Genomic DNA, 16,373 nt, shown 5'->3' on the forward strand with positions numbered 1-16,373 from the left:
GACCGCTGGGTCCGCCGTGGAGGAGGCCCGGTGGACGAAGGGACGGCGCGCGGAGCGTGTCCGCCCGCGGCGCCGCCGGGGCCCGTTCAGGGATGGACCGCGTGCTCGCCGCTGTCCCGCCCGGCACGCAGATGCTCGACGGAGGACAGCCGCAGCGGGTCGAGCTCCCCTTCCCATTGCGCCGAGAGGACCCGCGCGGTGGCGCAGACGTGGTCACCGCCGTCGTCGAGCATCGTGATCCGCTCGAGGAGCAGGCGCTGCGGGCACGCCCCGAGCAGGGGGACCCCGCCCTCGCCGCGGCTCAGGTCGAGCCCCGCGAACTTGTCCGTCTCCTCGCCGGTGAGCGTGCCGAACCGCTCGGCCAGGGCGTGATCCGCGGAGGAGAGGACGTGGACGGCGAAGTGCGTGGAACGCAGGGCGACGCGGTAGGTGTGGTTGGCCTTGGACAGCCAGAGGCAGTAGCGCTCGGGGGAGATGCTCGACTGGGCGTGGAAGCCCACCAGGCATCCGGCGCGCTCGCCCCCGGCGGCGGTCGTGACCACGACCATCGCGGGATCGGTCGCGGCCATCAGACCGGCGAAGGCGTGCTCACTCATCGTTCCCGTCCTCTGCGATGGTGCGCTCCGCGGCGCCGTCCTCCGGCGGGAGCGCTTCGTAGCGGAGGAAGAGGGTGTCGTCCTCGACCATGGAGCTGCGCAGCGCGAAACGGCGCAGCGGCGTGCCCGCAGGGGTCACGCTGACCGGCAGCGGGTCGCCTCCCATGAGCGGCGAGACGGAGAGGCACAGCTCGTCCAGACGGTCGGCCGCGACCAGCTCGCCGAGCCATCGGGGACCGCCCTCGCACAGCACCACCGCACAGCCGCGCTCGGCCAGGGCCCGCAGGGCGCGCGCCGGGTCGACCCGGTCCTCGCCGGCGATGAGCACCGTCGCCACCTCGCGAGCGGCGGCGAGGCGCTGGGGGTCCGCGGCGGAGCAGGTGATGAGCAGCGTGCGCGCCTCCTCCGACGCACCGGCGAAGACGTGCGAGGTGAGGTCGAGGTCGAGACTGCGACTGACCACCGCGACCGGCGGCAGCGAGGCCTGCCCGCGGAGCCTGCGCTGCTGCTGCGCCTCCTGAGACAGCCTCACCGGCGCATAGCCCTCGCGGCGTACGGTCTCGGCGCCGATCAGCACGACGTCGGCGATCTGGCGCATGCGGCGGAACAGCGACTGGTCCGGGGCGGTGGACAGCGCACCGACCCGGCCCGCGATTGCGGCGGTGCCGTCCAGGCCCGCCACCATGTGCCCGGTCACCCAGCATTCGTGGCGCGGCCGGGACCGATCGACGTCGAGATAGGGCCGGAGCGGGTCCGGGACCGGTGCACCGTGCTCGAGGAGCTCCATCCCGGCACCCTACGCGGTACCCTCCTCGCGCAGCCTCGGCTCCACGCGCTGCGCGGGGTGGTAGCCGGACTTGTCCTGGTAGAACGCGCGGATCCGGTCCATGTCGGCGCGCACGTCATCGGTGACGGAAACGGTCGAGCCCAGCCCAGTGGTCATCGTGGTGCGGTCCACGAACCCGAGGGTGAGCGGCAGGCCCGTCGCCCGGGCGATCCGGTGGAAGCCCGACTTCCAGTGCGTGTGCGGACCGCGTGTGCCGTCCGGGGTGATGACCAGGCCGAACACGGTCCCGGTGCGGACCAGGGCGATGACCTCCTCGACCACACGTGCCGGGTCGCGACGGTCCACGGGGATCCCGCCGAGTGCGCGCATCACGGGCCCCTTCCAGCCGGTGAACAGGTCGTGCTTGCCCAGCCAGCGCAGCTTCAGGCGCAGCCGCCAGGCGATCGCCAGCATGAACACGAAGTCCCAGTTGGAGGTGTGCGGTGCCCCGACGAAGATCGTGGGCCGGTCCGGGACGCGCTCGACGACGAGCCTCCAGGGGGAGAGGGCCCAGAAGGCGCGTGCGAGGAGCTGACGGATCATGTCCAGAGAGTAGGCGCTGAGGGTGCAGGGTCACTGCAGGAGGACCCTCTCCGGGACGGACGCACTGCTCGTGCACGGCCTGCCGGGCGGTAGAGGTGCGGTCGACGGGCGAGGCCCTGCGCTCACTCGCCGCGGGGCGGCCTGCGGGTCTGCTTGAGATCCGCGCGGCGTCGCTTGGCCGCGAGACGCCGGCGGCGGGAGCCGGCCGTCGGCCTCGTCGCCCGGCGCGGCACCTCGGGGGCGACGGCCTCGCGCAGCAGGGCGGCGAGCCGCTCCCGCGCGGCTCGGCGGTTCCTGAGCTGGGAGCGCTGCTCGGAGGCGGTGACGGTGAGCACCGTGCCCGCCGTGCGCAGGGCGAGATGCTCGAGGACGCGGGCGCGCTGGACCTCGTCCAGCGCCGAGGTGGTGGCCAGGTCCAGGCTCAGCTGGACGCGGGAGTCCGACGTGTTCACCCCTTGACCGCCCGGCCCGGAGGCGTGGGAGAACTGCTCGACCAGCTCCGCGGCGGGAACGCGCAGGCCGCGGGGCGCCCCCGGGCCGGGATCTACTCGCAGGTCGTCCATGTCCCCAGTGTGCCCCGCCGAGGGTCTGGCCGTCCGGCCGCGGACGGGGCACGATGGCGGCATGGCTGATCCGAAGCAGACCCTGACCCCTGAGCAGATCGCCGACGCCGGGCTCACCGGCTGGCATCAGGAGGGCGAGGCCCTCATCGCACGCTTCGACACCGGCGACTTCGCGACCGGGCTCGCGTTCGTCAACCGCGTCGGAGTCTCCGCCGAGGCGGCGAACCACCATCCCGAAATCCTTCTCACCTATCCCGAGGTCTCGGTGACCCTCTCGAGCCACGACGTCGGATCAGTGACCTCGCGCGACATCGACCTCGCGCGCACGGTCAGCGCCCATGCCGAGGAGCTCGGGATCCGCCCCGCGGAGGGCTGAGATCCGTATACGCGCGCAGGAGGGCCATCGGGGCGCGCCCGAACTCCCGGCCGCCGCGTCAAGGCGTCCATGAGATCCGGCGAGACAGGACTTCGGGCCCTGGAGCGCTCGGGGCGCCGGAACTAAGGTCGACGCATGATCGAGAATTCGAAGCTCACCGTCATCGGGGCCGGCGCCGTCGGCTCCAGCGTCGCCTACGCCTCGCTCATCCGCGGCTCCGCCCGCCACGTCGCCCTGTACGACATCGACGCCGCGAAGACCGAGGCCGAGGTGCTCGACCTCGCCCACGGCACCCTGTTCACCCGTGCCAGCGACATCATCGGTGGCTCCGACATCGGCGTGGTCGAGGGGTCGCACGTCGTGGTGATCACCGCCGGCGCCAAGCAGAAGCCCGGACAGACCCGCATCGAGCTCGCCGCGACCAACGCGAAGATCGTCGGGGACATCATGCGCCGCACCCTCGAGGTCGCACCGAACGCGGTCTTCGTGATCGTCACGAACCCCTGCGACGTCCTCACCATGCTCGCCCACGAAGCCTCCGGACTGCCGGCCGAAAGGGTGTTCGCCTCCGGCACCGTGCTGGACACCTCGCGCCTGCGCTGGGAGATCGCGCGACGCACCGGGGTGGCGCCCACCTCCGTCCACGCCCAGATCGTCGGCGAGCACGGCGACACCGAGTTCCCGTTGTGGTCCGCCGCCCGCATCCACTCCGTGCCGATCCTCGAGTGGCGGGCGGAGGACGGCGCACAGCGGTTCACGCTCGAGGAGCTCGACCGGATCGCCGTGGACGTGCGGGACGCCGCCTACAAGGTGATCCAGGGCAAGGGGGCGACGAACTACGCGATCGGCCTGTCCAGCGCGCGCATCGTCGAGGCGATCCTCAAGGACGAGAACGCGGTGCTGAACGTCTCCACCGTGCTCGAAGACTTCCACGGCATCGATGGGGTGGCCCTGTCCGTGCCGAGCATCGTCGGCTCGTTCGGCGCCCGACCGATCCGCGAGACGCCGTTCGACGCGCCGGAGCTCGAGAAGCTGCGCTCCAGCGCCGATGCGCTCGAAGCCGTCGCCGCCAGCCTGCGCGGCTGACGCACCAGGCTCGGGAGGTCGCGCGGGCCCCCCGGGAGCCTCAGAGTCGAGGCCCCCGACATCCCCGGGATGTCGGGGGCCTCGTCCCTGACCGCGTCACCGCCGGAGCGCCCGCTCCGGCACGACCTCGGAGACCTCTCATGTGGACCCAGACCCTCGACCCGCTCGACAACCTCCTCCTCTCGGCCCTCGCGGCCGCCCTCCCCATCTTCGTCTTCCTCCTGCTGATGGTGGTGCTGAAGCTCTCCGGGGTGCTCTCGGGCCTGATCGCCCTGGCCGTCGAGGTGCTCGTCGCGCTGATCGCCTACGGCATGCCCGCCACCGCAGTCGCCGGCGCCGGGCTCTCGGGGCTGCTCACGGCACTCTGGCCGATCGCGTACATCATCGTGATGGCTGTGTGGCTGTACCGCCTGGCGGTGCTCTCGGGCCGTTTCGACATCATCCGCGACTCGATCGGCGCGGTCTCCGCCGACCAGCGCATCCAGGTGCTGCTGATCAGCTTCGCCTTCGGGGCCTTCCTCGAGGGCGTCGCAGGGTTCGGGGTGCCGATCGCGATCTGCGCGGCGCTGCTGGTGCAGCTCGGCTTCGCCCCGATGCGCGCGGCGGTGCTCTCCCTGATCGCGAACGTCGGAGCGGGCGCCTACGGCGCGATCGGCATCCCCGTGCTGGTGGGCGCTCAGGTGACCGGGATGGAGGTGATGGACCTCTCCCGCATGATGGTGGTGATCCTGCAGCCGCTGACCCTGGTGGTGCCCTTCCTGCTGGTCATGGTCATGGACGGGGTGCGTGGACTGCGGGAGACCTTCCCGATGACCCTGGTGGTCTCGCTCGCGTTCAGCGGCGTGCAGGCCGGGGTGCTGTGGTTCATCGGCCCGGAGCTCGCCGACATCGGTGCGGGCCTGGCGGGGATGGTCGCCGTGTTCGCCGTCGCCCGAGCCTGGGCCCCGGAGCGGATCCACCGCGAGGACGACGCACCGGTGCCCGTGCTGCGCGCCCACAGCTTCAACGAGGTGGTCGTGGCATGGAGCCCCTTCTACATCCTCTCGGCGTTCATCCTGCTGTGGTCCCTGCCCCCGGTGGAGGAGCTGTTCACCACCGGCGCGCTCGGCGGAACCACCATTGCGGTCCCGCTGCCAGGGCTGACCGGTCACATCGCCACGGCCGACGGGACGGTGGTCGAGACGACCTGGACCCTCTCGCTGCTCGGTGCCACCGGCACCGCGATCCTGCTGGCCGTGATCGTCTCCTTCCTCACCACCCCGCAGGTGACCCTGCGGGACGTGCTCGGCGAGCTGGTGGGGACGGTGCGGAGCCTGGGCATGGCGATCGTGCTGATCGCGGTGATCCTGATGCTCGCGAACATCGCCAACCACTCCGGTGGCTCCTCCACGATGGGCTACGCCCTGGCGGCCGTCGGCCCGGTGTTCCCGCTGCTCGCCCCGGTGATCGGATGGATCGGCGTGTTCCTCACCGGCTCGGTGGTCAACAACAACACCCTGTTCGGACCGCTGCAGACCGCGACCGCGGGCAACATCGGGGTGGACCCGGCGCTGCTCGTGGCCGCCAACACCGCCGGCGGCACCACCGCCAAGGTGATCTCGCCGCAGTCGATCGCGATCGCGGCCGGCGCGGTGGGACTGTCAGGGCGCGAGGGCGAGATCACCCGCAAGGCGATCGCCCCCAGCCTCGGCATGCTCGTGGTGATCTGCGTCTGGAGCCTGCTGCTGTCGGTCCTCCTCTGACACCGGGAAGCGCCTGCGCCGGGTACGGGAGCGCCCGACGGGGACCGAGCCCCGTGGAACGGACCACGACATCGCCCTCCGGGCCGAGGATGCGCAGCATCGGCCGTTGCGGGTCGAGCACAGTCCCGGAGGCGATGTCGGGCCGTGCCTCGATGAGAGCGCGTCGGCTGCTGTCGCATTCGAGCCACTCGCCGCAGGCGTAGGTCATGTCCTGGGTGGAGCGCATGGGTGGTCCGTCCGAGGGGATGCGGCCCGGAACTCGGGGCGGGCAGGTGCGGCGAGGGCAAGGGCGCGCAGCGCGGTCAGCGCTCGAGACCGAGGACGACCTCGAGGCCGTCGACGCGCAGGGCAGCTGATTCAGACGGGGACGGGCGCCGAGGCGTCCTCCCGCGACTCCACGGTGCCGATGGACCACTGGTATCCCGGCTCGGTGCCGTTGACCTCGAAGGCGCCGATCTCGCGGGCCTTGTACACCCAGGGGTTGTGGGAGGCGACCGTGCGGGCGTTGCGCCAATGGCGATCCAGCGCCGAGGTCTCGCGCACGGCCGAGGCCCCGAGCGCGTCGAACAGCCGCGTCGCCGCCCCCGGCACCAAGCGGGAGGTGACCACCTGGGCCCGGGCAGAGGCGAGCTCCGCCGCCACCAGGGCGGAGCGCTCCTCCTCGCCGCCGGCACCCGCCGCGCGGGCGGCCTCCTCGATCGCCTCCGCCACCTGGCCCGCCAGCGCCTCCGCGGTCGCGGCGACCGCGGAGATCTCGCCGAGCACCTGCAGGATCTGCGGATCCTCCCGCACCCGGTCGGCGTTGCCATGGCTGTAGGTGCGGGTGCGGGCCGCGACCGCCGCCGCGGCGTCCTTGCGCACTGCCGCGGCGATCCCGGCGTGCACGGCGATCAGCACCAGCTGGTACACGGCGGTCTGGTAGCCGAACCGGTCCTCGAAGGGGATGACGTCCTGGGCGTCGAGCTGTGCGCGGTCGTAGACGATCGTGCCGGTCCCGGTGAGCTTCTGCCCGAACCCGTCCCAGTCGTCGCTGCGCGTGACCGCGGCCTGGACCAACGGCACCACGGCGATGTGCTGGGACCCGTCGGCCGCCTCGACCAGGGTGTCCGAGTAGTCGGCGAAGTAGGAGCCGGTGGTGTAGAACTTCCGGCCCGTCACCTCGGCGTGCTCGCCCTCGACCGCGACCTTCGTGCCCTGGGAGCCTCGCTCCACGGAGCCGATCTCCGACCAGGCGTTCCCGATCACCGCCCCGTCGGCGATCCGTCGCAGCCATCGCTGCCGGAACTCGGCGTGCGGTGTGATCAGGAGGTCCTCGACGAAGGCGATGTGCCCGCGCCAGATCTGGGGGAGGTTCGCATCGGCGGCGGCCAGGTCCACCAGCAGCGAGGTCAGCTGCCCGAAGGTGGCACCCAAGCCACCCGCCTCGACGGGCAGGCGCACGGTCCCGAAGCCGGCCTCGGCCAGGGCGCGCACGGCGCCGTGGGGCAGGGTGCGCTCGCGCTCCCGGTCCAGGGTCCCCTGGGCGATGGTCTCGATGACGGGGGCGAAGCGGGCGCGGAGCTCGGCGAGCGTGGTCATAGGTGTCCTTTCCTCGGTACTCACGGGTGGTGATGGTTGACCCTAGGGTCCCGTGCACCGCCGGGGCCAGGGTGCTGACCCATGCCGTCACACGGCGTTGCGGAGCAGCCGCTCGGGCAGGTGCGAGAATGCCGGGATGACCGCCACCCTCGTCGCCCATGACCTCGCCGGAGGGTACGGCCACCGCATCCTCTTCGACGGCCTCGACCTCACCGTCGCCCCCGGGGACGTGATCGGCGTGGTCGGTGCGAACGGCGCCGGGAAGTCGACGCTGCTGCGCCTCCTCGCAGGAGCCGCCGCCCCTCAGCAGGGCGGCCTGACGCTCTCCCCGTCGGACGCCTTCGTGGGCTGGCTCCCGCAGGAACACGAGCGGACCCCCGGGGAGAGCGTCGCCGGGTACGTCGCCCGACGCACCGGCTGCGCTCGGGCCACCGCCGACCTGGATGCCGCCGCCACCGCCCTCGAGCACGACGCCCCGCCCGGCGGCCCCGAGCCGGCCGACGTCTACGCCGCGGCGCTGGAGCGGTGGCTCGCCAGCGGCGCGGCCGACCTCGAGGAGCGCCTGCCCGTCGTGCTAGCCGATCTCGGCCTGCCGATCGGCCCGGGGGAGGCGGAGCAGGTGGCGATGACCTCCCTCTCCGGCGGCCAGGCCGCCCGGGTGGGGCTCGCCGCGCTGCTGCTCTCCCGCTTCGACCTGGTGCTGCTGGACGAGCCCACCAACGACCTCGACCTCGACGGCCTCGCCCGGCTCGAGGCCTTCGTCCAAGGCCTCCGCGGAGGGGTGGTGCTGGTCAGCCATGACCGCGAGTTCCTCGCCCGCTGCGTCACCGAGGTGCTCGAGCTCGACCTCGCCCAGCACTCCCACCGTCTCTTCGGCGGCGGCTACGAGGCCTATCTCGAGGAGCGCTCCACGGTGCGACGCCATGCCCGCGAGCGCTACGAGGAGTTTGCGCAGAAGAAGGCCGACCTCGTCGACCGCGCCCGCACTCAGCGCGAATGGTCCAGCCAGGGCGTCCGCAACGCGATGCGCAAGGCGCCGGACAACGACCGGATCCGCCGCCGTGCCCAGACCGAGTCCAGCGAGAAGCAGGCGCGGAAGGTGCGGCAGATGGAGAGCCGGATCGCGCGGCTCGAGGAGGTGGAGGAGCCGCGCAAGGAGTGGCAGCTCCAGTTCACGATCGGGGCCGCGCCTCGCTCCGGCAGCGTCGTCGCCACCCTCGCGGGCGCCGCGGTGCACCGGGGCGCCTTCACGCTGGGGCCGCTCTCCCTCCAGGTCGACGCCGGTGACCGCATCGGCATCACCGGCCCCAACGGCGCCGGGAAGTCGACCCTGCTGCAGCTGCTGCTGGGCAGGATCGAGCCCGACGAGGGCTCGGCCTCGCTCGGCGCGAACGTGCGGATCGGCGAGATCGACCAGGCACGCTCCCTGCTGGCCGGCGAGGCGCCGCTGGCCGACGCGGCCGGGGCGCTGCTGCCGGAGATGACCCCGGCGGACGTGCGCACCCTGCTGGCGAAGTTCGGCCTGCGCGCGGACCACGTGGGTCGGCCCTGCGCCGAGCTGTCCCCGGGCGAGCGGACCCGTGCGGCGCTCGCCCTGCTCCAGGCCCGCGGCGTGAACCTGCTGGTGCTCGACGAGCCGACCAACCATCTGGACCTGCCCGCCATCGAACAGCTCGAGCAGGCGCTCGAGAGCTACACGGGCACGCTGCTGCTGGTCACGCACGACCGGCGCATGCTCGAGACCGTGCGCATCGACCGGCGGTGGCAGGTGGAGGACGGCGAGGTCACCGAGCTCTGAGTCCCCGGCGTCCCCGTCAGCCCGCGAGCGGGCAGGGCTCGAGCACGTCGAGCGCGATCCGCGCAGCCTCCTCGGGGGAGGAGGCCTCGTGCAGCACCGGATCGGCGGCGCCCGCGACACCCACCAGCCAGGTCGCCCCGTTCTCCTCGTCGAGTCGGGCCACGATCACCGCACCGCGCTCCACGCGCGGGATCCGCAGCAGCGGACGCTCCGGGTCCAGATGCAGGACGCCGTCGAGCTCGGGACGCTCCGCGAGGAGGGCGCGGCGGATCTGCTCGCGCTCGAGCCAGTCGCCGAAGGCGACCGCGAGGGCACGGGTGAACTGCATGGAGGGTCCTTCCTCGGAAGCCAGGATCCGCTCGGGCGCTCAGGGCCCGACGGGGAACAGCTCGACCGCCCGGAATGCGGTCTCACGGCAATTGTTGGACAGCGGTCCGACAAATGGGAGTGACCGAGGCGTACTCCTCACAGGAATCCGGCGCTCTGAGACGCGTCTCACGCGCCCCGGGGTCAGCCTCGGGGCTCAGCAGGCGATGTCGCCCTCGACGAGCCCCTTGAAGCGGCTGCGATGGAACACCATCGCCTCGGCGGTCGGGGAGCTGTCGATCGCGAGGACCTCGAGCAGCGCGAGGTCATGATCACCCGCGCGCACCTCGTCGTGGACCCGCACTGTCATCCAGGCGGGGGCGCCCTGCAGCACCAGCGCGCCGTGCTCGTCGGCCTCCACGTCCAGGCCCTCGAAGCGGCGCTCCCGGTCGGGGCCCGCGAGCTGGCGGGTGACGCCGCGCTGGCGATCGCCGAGCACCGTGACCCCGAGATGTCCGTGCTCGCGCAGCAGCGGCCAGGTGCGCGAGCTGTGCTGCACCGCGACGGAGACCAGGGGCGGCTCGAGGGAGACCCCGACCGTGAAGGTCGAGGCGACGAGTCCGTGGCGCACGCCGTCGATCTCGGCGGCGACCAGCACCACTCCCTGCGGGAAGTGGGAGAAGGCCTCACGGAGCGCGGAATCGGTCAGCATGCTCCTGACTCTAGGACGCGTGCCGCGCCCGCGCACGGCCGGGCCCACGTCCTGGGACCCGACCGTCATGCGGCGTCATAGTGGCAGGTCAGCGAGGTGGGTCAGCCCTCCGTCGTCGCCTCGCCCATCGCGCTGATCTGGAAGCTCGCCCCCTCGGGATCCGCGATCGTCGTGATCCGTCCGAAGGGCGAGTCGAACGGGCCGTCGAGCACGCTCCCGCCGAGCTCCCGCACGCTCGCGAGCGCCTGCTCGGTGCTCTCGACGCCGAAGTAGACGCGCCATCCCATGGCATCCTCGGGCATCATCCCCGCCGCATCGCAGAGGCCCCAGCTCGCGCTCTCGCCGGAGCCGTTGGTCGCGTAGCGGAAGTCGTCCCCGCCCTCGTCCATCCCCTCGCCCACCGGCACCAGCTCGGCGTCGAACACAGCGGTGTAGAAGGCGGCGGCGTCGTCGTAGCGGTGGGTCATCAGCTCGAACCAGACGGGGGAGCCGGGCCGCCCGGTGAACTCGTAGCCCTCGAGCTGCTTCGGCTGCCACATCCCGATGGGGGCGCCGACGGAGTCGAGGACCACGGCCATGCGGCCGGAGTCGCCGATGTCATCGGCGGGGACGACGACGCCGCCGCCCGCCTCGCGGGCCCTGGCGACGCGGGCGTCGACGTCGTCGACGGTGAGGTAGACGCCCCACTCGGACGGCAGGGGGCTGCCCTCGGGGCAGGTCATCCCCGCCACGGACATCGCGCCGCCGACGAGCTTCCCGTCGTTGCGGAGGATCCGATAGCCGCCGAACTCCTCGCCGAGGCCCTCGACCTCCCAGCCGAACAGACCGGCGTAGAAGGGCATCACGGCGGAGACGTCCTGCGCGGAGAGATCGAGCCAGGTGGTGGTGCCGGTGCTGCGGGTCATGGTTCCTCCTGTGTTCGTGGTCCTTGCGGCGGCCGCGGCCGGTCCGGCCGGGGCTCCCACGCTAGGGCGGGGGCGGGGCGGAGGTGCGTCCGATCATGCGCAGTCCGCCGGCACCGTGCCGCGCGGGTCAGGCGGGGCGCAGCGCCGGCAGGGCCGACAGCATCGGCACGCTCCCGCCCGCCGCGGAGGTCCCGAAGCGGAGCGTCACCTCCCCGGGGCCGGTCAGCGGCGCAGGGTGCGCTGCGACCATCGGCGCCCGCGGTGCGAGCAGGTCCAGCGGATCGGCGTGCGGAAGCACCGCGAAGGCGAGCAGGAAGGGGGCGCCCGCGCACAGGGGGAGGTCGACGTGGTCGACGCCCGTGACGAGCACGCCCGAGGCCGGCAGGCCGATCGGCGCAGGCTGCGGGTACCAGCCCACCCAGATCGAGGGATCGCCGCGCCGGTCCGCGCCCTCGGGGAGCTCCAGCACCGCCCGCACGGCCCGGGCGCCCAGCGGGTGCGGGCGCAGCATCGTGAAGGGGCGCGGGGGAGCATCGGCGACCGTCTGCGCGAGGCGGCGCAGCTGCCCCGGGGTGACGCCGACGGTGCTGCGGAAGCGGCGGCCGAAGCTCGAGAGGGAGTCGAAGCCCACCTCGCAGGCCACGTCGATGACCGCGGCGTCGTCCGCCAGCAGTAGCTCCTTCGCCCGTCCGACGCGCAGGGCGATCAGGTACTGGCCGGGGCCGATCCCGAGCTGCGCGCTGAACAGGCGCGAGAAGTGGAAGGGGCTGTAGCCGGCCGCATCGGCGAGATCGGCGACCTGCAGCGAGGGCGCGCGGTCCCGGGCGAGGTCCACCACGGAGGCCAGCGCGGCCTCAGGCAGGGGCGTCGTGAGCGGCGTCACACGCGACAGTCTAGGGCGGCGGCCCGTCGGACGGCCTGGCCGACGGGAGCTCGTCCATCGGGCCTGCCGCGACGCGGCGGGTCGGGGAAGCGGCGACCTCGGCGGCCGGGCATGCGGCGACCCCGCCGACCGGGACGGGTCGACGGGGTCGCAGGGAGGGGGCTCGCCGAGCGGCGGACCGGAGGTGCCGGGATCAGCTCTCGGGGTCGGCGACCTCGGCCGGCTTCGAGTTGCGCAGGAAGAACGCCCCGACGAGGCCCAGCGCGGCGATCCCTGCGGAGACGTCGAACGCGACGTTGACGCCGTGGATCTGGCCCTCGACCCCGTGCTCGGCCGGGTCCAGCGCGGCGACCGTCATCACGGTGACCAGCACGGCAGTGCCGACCGAGGCGGCGATCTGGCGCAGGGTGTTGTTCACAGCGGCGCCGTGCGGGATGAGGGGCTGTGGCAGCTGGTTCAGCGCCGCCGTGGTGACCGGCATGATCACCATCGCGGTGCCCAGCATCCGCACCGCGTTGACGATCGCGATGTAGGCGAAGGAGGTCTCCGGGGTGAGCCGCGCCAGCAGCAGGCTCATCGACGCCAGCAGCGCGAAGCCGACGATCGCGAGCACCCGGGCGCCGAAGCGGTCGAAGATCCGGCCCGTCACCGGGGACATGACGCCCATGATGACCGCGCCCGGCAGCAGCACCATCCCCGACTCCATCGCGGAGAAGTCGCTCATGTTCTGCATGAACAGCGGGATCATCAGCATGCCGCCGATCATCGCCATGAACACCAGCATGCCCAGCACGGTGCCGAGGGTGAACATCGGGTTGCGCAGGATCCGCAGCTGCAGCAGCGGCTCCTCGATCCGCAGCTGGCGCCGCACGAACCACACCAGCGCGACCACGCCGACGGCCAGCGGCGCGATCACCTGCGCGCTCGCCCAGCCGGAGGTGCCCGCCGTGGAGAAGCCGAACAGCAGGCCGCCGAAGCCGAAGGTCGACAGGATCAGGGAGGGCACGTCGAGACGGGGATCCGTCTGCTCGGTGACGTTGCGCAGCGTGAGATGGGCGAAGATCAGCGCGCCGAGCGTGATCGGCAGCATCATCACGAACAGCACCCGCCAGGACCAGTGGTCCACGATGAAGCCCGACAGGGTCGGGCCGATCGCCGGGGCGAAGGAGATCACGAGGCCGAAGGTGCCCATCGCCGTGCCGCGACGGTGGATCGGGAAGATCGCGAAGAGGATCGTCTGCATCAGCGGCATGATCATGCCGCCGCTGGCGGCCTGCACCACGCGGCCCACCAGGAGCACCGCGTACACCGGCGCGACCGTGCAGATGAGCGTGCCCAGCGCGAAGATGCCCATCGCCGCGAAGAACATCGTGCGCGTGGAGAACTTCTGGATCAGGAACGCCGTCGCGGGGATCATGATCCCGTTGACCAGCATGAACAGCGTGGTCACCCACTGGGCGGCATTCGCGGTGATGCCGAAGTCCGCCATGAACGCCGGCAGCGCCGTGTTCAGCAGCGTCTGGTTCAGGATGATGACGAAGGCGCCGGCGAGCAGCACCGCCATCACGATGTTCGGGTTCACCTGCACCGGGGCCGGGCCCCCGGAGCCTGTCGTCCTGCCGTTCGTCTCGCCGCTCACGGCGGGCACCTCTCTCGTCTCGATCGCCACCTGGCCCCTCTCCGCTCGTCCCCGCTCGACGCGGTCGGCGGTCTCGACCGCCTTCAGCACAGTAGGTCGAAAGTTGCACTGAGTGCAAGGTCAGGGGAGAGAGGTCCATGCCTCATCCGGCCCCGCGCGTCGAGGCCTCGACCCGAGGGGTCGCCCGATGCCCGACGTGCCCACGACGCGCTCATCGCACAATGGAGCGGTGTCCGCCCCCTCCTCCCTCCTCGTGCGCGCCGACGAGTCGATCGCCTCCCTCGCCCCCGGGTACTTCGCCCTCGTGATGGCGAGCGGGATCGTCTCCGTCGGCCTGCGGATGACGGGCTTCGGGGCGGCGGCCCGTGCGTTGCTGGTCCTCGCCCTCGTCGCCGCGGCGGTGCTCGTCGTGCTCTTCGCGCTGCGCGCCCTGCGGCACGGCGCGCGGATGCGTGCCGATGCGCGCAGCCCCGAGCGCGCCTTCGGGTTCTTCACGATCGTGGCGGCCGCGAGCGTGCTCGCCGTCGGCCTCCAGGCCGAGGGGACGGGTGGTGCGGCGTTCGTCCTGCTGATGCTCGGCGCGGCGATCTGGGCGGTGCTCGGCTACGTGCTGCCCTGGCAGGTGCTGATGACCCGCGACGGCGGCCGGATCCTCGAGCGCACCGACGGCAGCTGGTTCGTGTGGTCGGTGGCCTCCCAGTCGCTCGCCGTCGGCCTCTCCGGCGTGCGGCCGCCCGACGGGGACGCCGCGCATCTGATCGGTGCGCTGACCGTGATGGCCTGGTCGGTGGGGACGATCCTGTACGCGGGCATCGCCGTGCTGGTGATCCTGAGGATCGTGCACTTCGGGATCACCCCGGAGCAGTTCCAGCCCACCTACTGGGTCTCCATGGGCGCGCTCGCGATCGCCGTCGTCGCCGGCACCGCCGTCTACGAGATGCCGCCCGTGCCGATGGTCGAGGCGGCGAGGGGGCTGATCGGCGGGACCGTGGTGATCTTCTGGTGCTTCGCGCTGTGGCAGATCCCGCTGCTGGTCGGTGCCGGCGCGTGGCGCCATCTCGTCCACCGCGTGCCGCTGCGGTACGAGCCGGCGCTGTGGTCGATGGTGTTCCCGCTGGGCATGTTCGCCGTCGCCTCGATGCGGCTGGGACGGAGCGAGCACCTGCCCCTCGCCGAGGCCGTCGGGGAGGTGGGCCTCGTCATCGCCGTGCTCGCCTGGGTCGCGGTCGCCGGGGGCCTGGTGCTCACCCTCGTGCGTGCTCCGGCCGCGTCCCGTCGCTGACGGCTCGCCGTCCCGCCCCTTCACGTCCGCCGCCGCCCTGATGTCGGGCCTGGCGGCGCAGGCGGAGGAGCTCGACGTCTCCGAGGACGAGAAGGAGAGCTTCGCCCAGAGGGGACGGGCGCCCAAGGTCGTCTTCTCCTCGACGCTCAGCGAGCCCCTGGACTGGCAGAACACGACTCTCGTCAGCACCGACGCCGCCGAGGCGGTGCGGGCGATGAAGGCGGAGGCGACGAGGCCGCTGGTGCTCAGCGGCAGCCTGAGCCTCGGCCACGCGCTCATGAAGGCCGAGCTCGTGGACCGCTTCCGGGTGGTGCTCTTCCCCGTCATCACCGGCCGCACCGGTCTTGAGCGGATCTGGGAGCAGTTCGAGGACTTCTCCCTCGAGCTGCTCGCCGCACGCACCTTCGAGGGCGGCCTGCAGCTGCTCGGTACGCGCCGGCCCACCTCGAGCGGCCACCCGGCACGGCCTGGGACCGCTCGGCGGCCGACGAAGGCTGACCCCGTCGGCCGTCGGAGCGACGCTCCCACCGGCTGGGGCTGAGCGCCCGCTCCCGCCGGCCCGCCCTCGTGCGGGCCCCGTCGGCCGCCGCAGCGGCGCTCAGCTGAACTGGATGCCGCCGTCGACGAGCATCGTCTGCCCGGTGACGTAGTCCGAGTCGGGACCCGCCAGGTAGGACACCATCGCCGCGACGTCCTCCGGCACGGAGACCCTGCCCAGGTGGATCGAGCGCGCATTCTCCTCGAGCGCCTCGCCCCTCTGCTGGCCGTGCTTCGCCGCGAGCTTCTCGTCGATCAGGTCCCACATCGCGGTGCCGACGATGCCGGGACCGTAGGCGTTGACCGTGATGCCGTGCTCAGCCCACTCCATCGCCGCGGCCTGCGTGAGGCCCCGCACCGCCCACTTGGTGGCCGAGTAGGGGCCCAGCAGCGCGAAGGGGCGGAAGGCGACGATCGAGGCGGCGCCGATGATCTTGCCGCCGTGGCCCTGAGCGATCATCTGCCGCGCGGCCTGGCGGTAGGAGTTGAAGACCCCGGTGACGTTGACGTCGAGGATCTTCTGGAAGTCGGCGGCGTCGTAGTCGATGAGCTCCTGGACCTGCGCGATCCCGGCGTTGGCGACGAACACGTCGAGGTGTCCGCCCGCCTCGACGGCGGTCTCGACCAGCGCCTCGACCGAGGCCTCCTCGGTGACGTCGGTCTCGGCGGCGGTGGCGGCGCCACCTGCGGAGGTGATCGCCTCGACGGTGGAGGCGACGCCCTCCTGCATCGAGGGCAGGTCGGCGACGATCACGTGCAGGCCGTCGCGGCCCAGGCGCTGGGCGATGGCCTCGCCGATGCCGCGGGCGGCGCCGGTGACGACCGCGACCTTCTGTCCCTCCGGCGCCCTGTCCCGGGCGGCCTCGACGGTCGAGCGGTCGTTCGCGGTGGTGCTCATGGTGACTCCTCCTCGAGTTCCGGCGGCGCGTCCGTCGGGCCGCCGCGGCCAGGAGACCAACGCGCGTGTGACCCAGGCAACATCTCCTCTTGTCCCGTGAGAA

At 72.4% G+C, this 16,373-nt stretch carries 17 protein-coding genes; 6 read left to right on the forward strand and 11 right to left on the reverse strand.

What is annotated here, in order from left to right; all coding sequences use genetic code 11:
* Window positions 1-86: 86 nt before the first annotated feature.
* The 4 genes from DEU31_RS04995 to arfB all read right to left on the reverse strand — a co-directional run bounded on the left by DEU31_RS04995 (window position 87) and on the right by arfB (window position 2,528).
* A complete protein-coding gene (locus DEU31_RS04995) occupies window positions 87-596 on the reverse strand; it encodes a flavin reductase family protein (RefSeq protein ID WP_010550216.1) in 510 nt (169 codons plus the stop codon).
* The gene (locus tag DEU31_RS05000; protein WP_010550215.1) at window positions 589-1,383 is read right to left on the reverse strand and encodes a pyrimidine reductase family protein; all 795 of its coding nucleotides are present in this window, start codon (window positions 1,381-1,383) and stop codon (window positions 589-591) included. The genes DEU31_RS04995 and DEU31_RS05000 overlap by 8 nt, the downstream gene beginning before the upstream one ends.
* A gap of 9 nt (window positions 1,384-1,392) precedes the next feature.
* A complete protein-coding gene (locus DEU31_RS05005; protein WP_010550214.1) occupies window positions 1,393-1,965 on the reverse strand; it encodes a 1-acyl-sn-glycerol-3-phosphate acyltransferase in 573 nt (190 codons plus the stop codon).
* A gap of 122 nt (window positions 1,966-2,087) precedes the next feature.
* A complete protein-coding gene (arfB, locus tag DEU31_RS05010; RefSeq protein ID WP_133676126.1) occupies window positions 2,088-2,528 on the reverse strand; it encodes an alternative ribosome rescue aminoacyl-tRNA hydrolase ArfB in 441 nt (146 codons plus the stop codon).
* A gap of 61 nt (window positions 2,529-2,589) precedes the next feature.
* Between arfB and DEU31_RS05015 the strand changes: the two genes are divergently transcribed.
* From DEU31_RS05015 to DEU31_RS05025, 3 genes are all read left to right on the forward strand, one after another.
* Window positions 2,590-2,904, forward strand: a complete 315-nt coding sequence (locus DEU31_RS05015; protein WP_133676128.1) for a 4a-hydroxytetrahydrobiopterin dehydratase — start codon at window positions 2,590-2,592, stop codon at window positions 2,902-2,904.
* A gap of 135 nt (window positions 2,905-3,039) precedes the next feature.
* The gene (locus DEU31_RS05020; protein WP_010550211.1) at window positions 3,040-3,990 is read left to right on the forward strand and encodes an L-lactate dehydrogenase; all 951 of its coding nucleotides are present in this window, start codon (window positions 3,040-3,042) and stop codon (window positions 3,988-3,990) included.
* Between the two features lie 140 nt (window positions 3,991-4,130).
* Window positions 4,131-5,732, forward strand: coding sequence for a lactate permease LctP family transporter (locus DEU31_RS05025; protein WP_010550210.1), 1,602 nt, complete (start codon window positions 4,131-4,133; stop codon window positions 5,730-5,732).
* A 357-nt stretch (window positions 5,733-6,089) separates the two neighbouring features.
* Here DEU31_RS05025 and DEU31_RS05030 read toward each other — a convergent pair whose 3' ends face one another.
* Window positions 6,090-7,310 carry an acyl-CoA dehydrogenase family protein gene (locus DEU31_RS05030; RefSeq protein ID WP_133676130.1) on the reverse strand — a complete coding sequence of 407 codons (1,221 nt, stop codon included), beginning with the start codon at window positions 7,308-7,310 and terminating at the stop codon, window positions 6,090-6,092.
* Between the two features lie 136 nt (window positions 7,311-7,446).
* Between DEU31_RS05030 and DEU31_RS05035 the strand changes: the two genes are divergently transcribed.
* Window positions 7,447-9,108, forward strand: coding sequence for an ABC-F family ATP-binding cassette domain-containing protein (locus DEU31_RS05035; RefSeq protein WP_133676132.1), 1,662 nt, complete (start codon window positions 7,447-7,449; stop codon window positions 9,106-9,108).
* A 16-nt stretch (window positions 9,109-9,124) separates the two neighbouring features.
* On the opposite strand, the gene DEU31_RS05040 is transcribed toward DEU31_RS05035, so the two are convergent.
* From DEU31_RS05040 to DEU31_RS05060, 5 genes are all read right to left on the reverse strand, one after another.
* Complete coding sequence (locus DEU31_RS05040; protein WP_133676134.1) at window positions 9,125-9,436, reverse strand: hypothetical protein; 312 nt, start codon at window positions 9,434-9,436, stop codon at window positions 9,125-9,127.
* A gap of 195 nt (window positions 9,437-9,631) precedes the next feature.
* Window positions 9,632-10,126 carry a flavin reductase family protein gene (locus tag DEU31_RS05045; RefSeq protein WP_010550206.1) on the reverse strand — a complete coding sequence of 165 codons (495 nt, stop codon included), beginning with the start codon at window positions 10,124-10,126 and terminating at the stop codon, window positions 9,632-9,634.
* A 101-nt stretch (window positions 10,127-10,227) separates the two neighbouring features.
* Window positions 10,228-11,031: a VOC family protein gene (locus tag DEU31_RS05050; protein WP_133676136.1), complete on the reverse strand. Its 804-nt coding sequence runs from the start codon at window positions 11,029-11,031 to the stop codon at window positions 10,228-10,230.
* A 127-nt stretch (window positions 11,032-11,158) separates the two neighbouring features.
* Window positions 11,159-11,914: a helix-turn-helix transcriptional regulator gene (locus DEU31_RS05055; RefSeq protein WP_133676138.1), complete on the reverse strand. Its 756-nt coding sequence runs from the start codon at window positions 11,912-11,914 to the stop codon at window positions 11,159-11,161.
* A gap of 193 nt (window positions 11,915-12,107) precedes the next feature.
* On the reverse strand, window positions 12,108-13,553 hold the full coding sequence (locus DEU31_RS05060) for an MDR family MFS transporter (protein WP_243733723.1): 1,446 nt from the start codon (window positions 13,551-13,553) through the stop codon (window positions 12,108-12,110).
* A 229-nt stretch (window positions 13,554-13,782) separates the two neighbouring features.
* Here DEU31_RS05060 and DEU31_RS05065 point away from each other — a divergent pair, with 229 nt between their 5' ends.
* On the forward strand, window positions 13,783-14,835 hold the full coding sequence (locus tag DEU31_RS05065) for a tellurite resistance/C4-dicarboxylate transporter family protein (RefSeq protein ID WP_166649386.1): 1,053 nt from the start codon (window positions 13,783-13,785) through the stop codon (window positions 14,833-14,835).
* Complete coding sequence (locus tag DEU31_RS05070) at window positions 14,810-15,376, forward strand: dihydrofolate reductase family protein (protein WP_243733725.1); 567 nt, start codon at window positions 14,810-14,812, stop codon at window positions 15,374-15,376. The genes DEU31_RS05065 and DEU31_RS05070 overlap by 26 nt, the downstream gene beginning before the upstream one ends.
* A 57-nt stretch (window positions 15,377-15,433) precedes the next feature.
* Here the strand turns inward: DEU31_RS05070 and DEU31_RS05075 are convergent, their stop codons facing one another.
* Complete coding sequence (locus DEU31_RS05075) at window positions 15,434-16,270, reverse strand: SDR family NAD(P)-dependent oxidoreductase (protein WP_133676144.1); 837 nt, start codon at window positions 16,268-16,270, stop codon at window positions 15,434-15,436.
* Between the last annotated feature and the right edge of the window lie 103 nt (window positions 16,271-16,373).

The sequence above is a fragment of the Brachybacterium sp. AG952 genome (assembly GCF_004362645.1).
Taxonomy (GTDB): Bacteria; Actinomycetota; Actinomycetes; order Actinomycetales; family Dermabacteraceae; genus Brachybacterium; species Brachybacterium conglomeratum.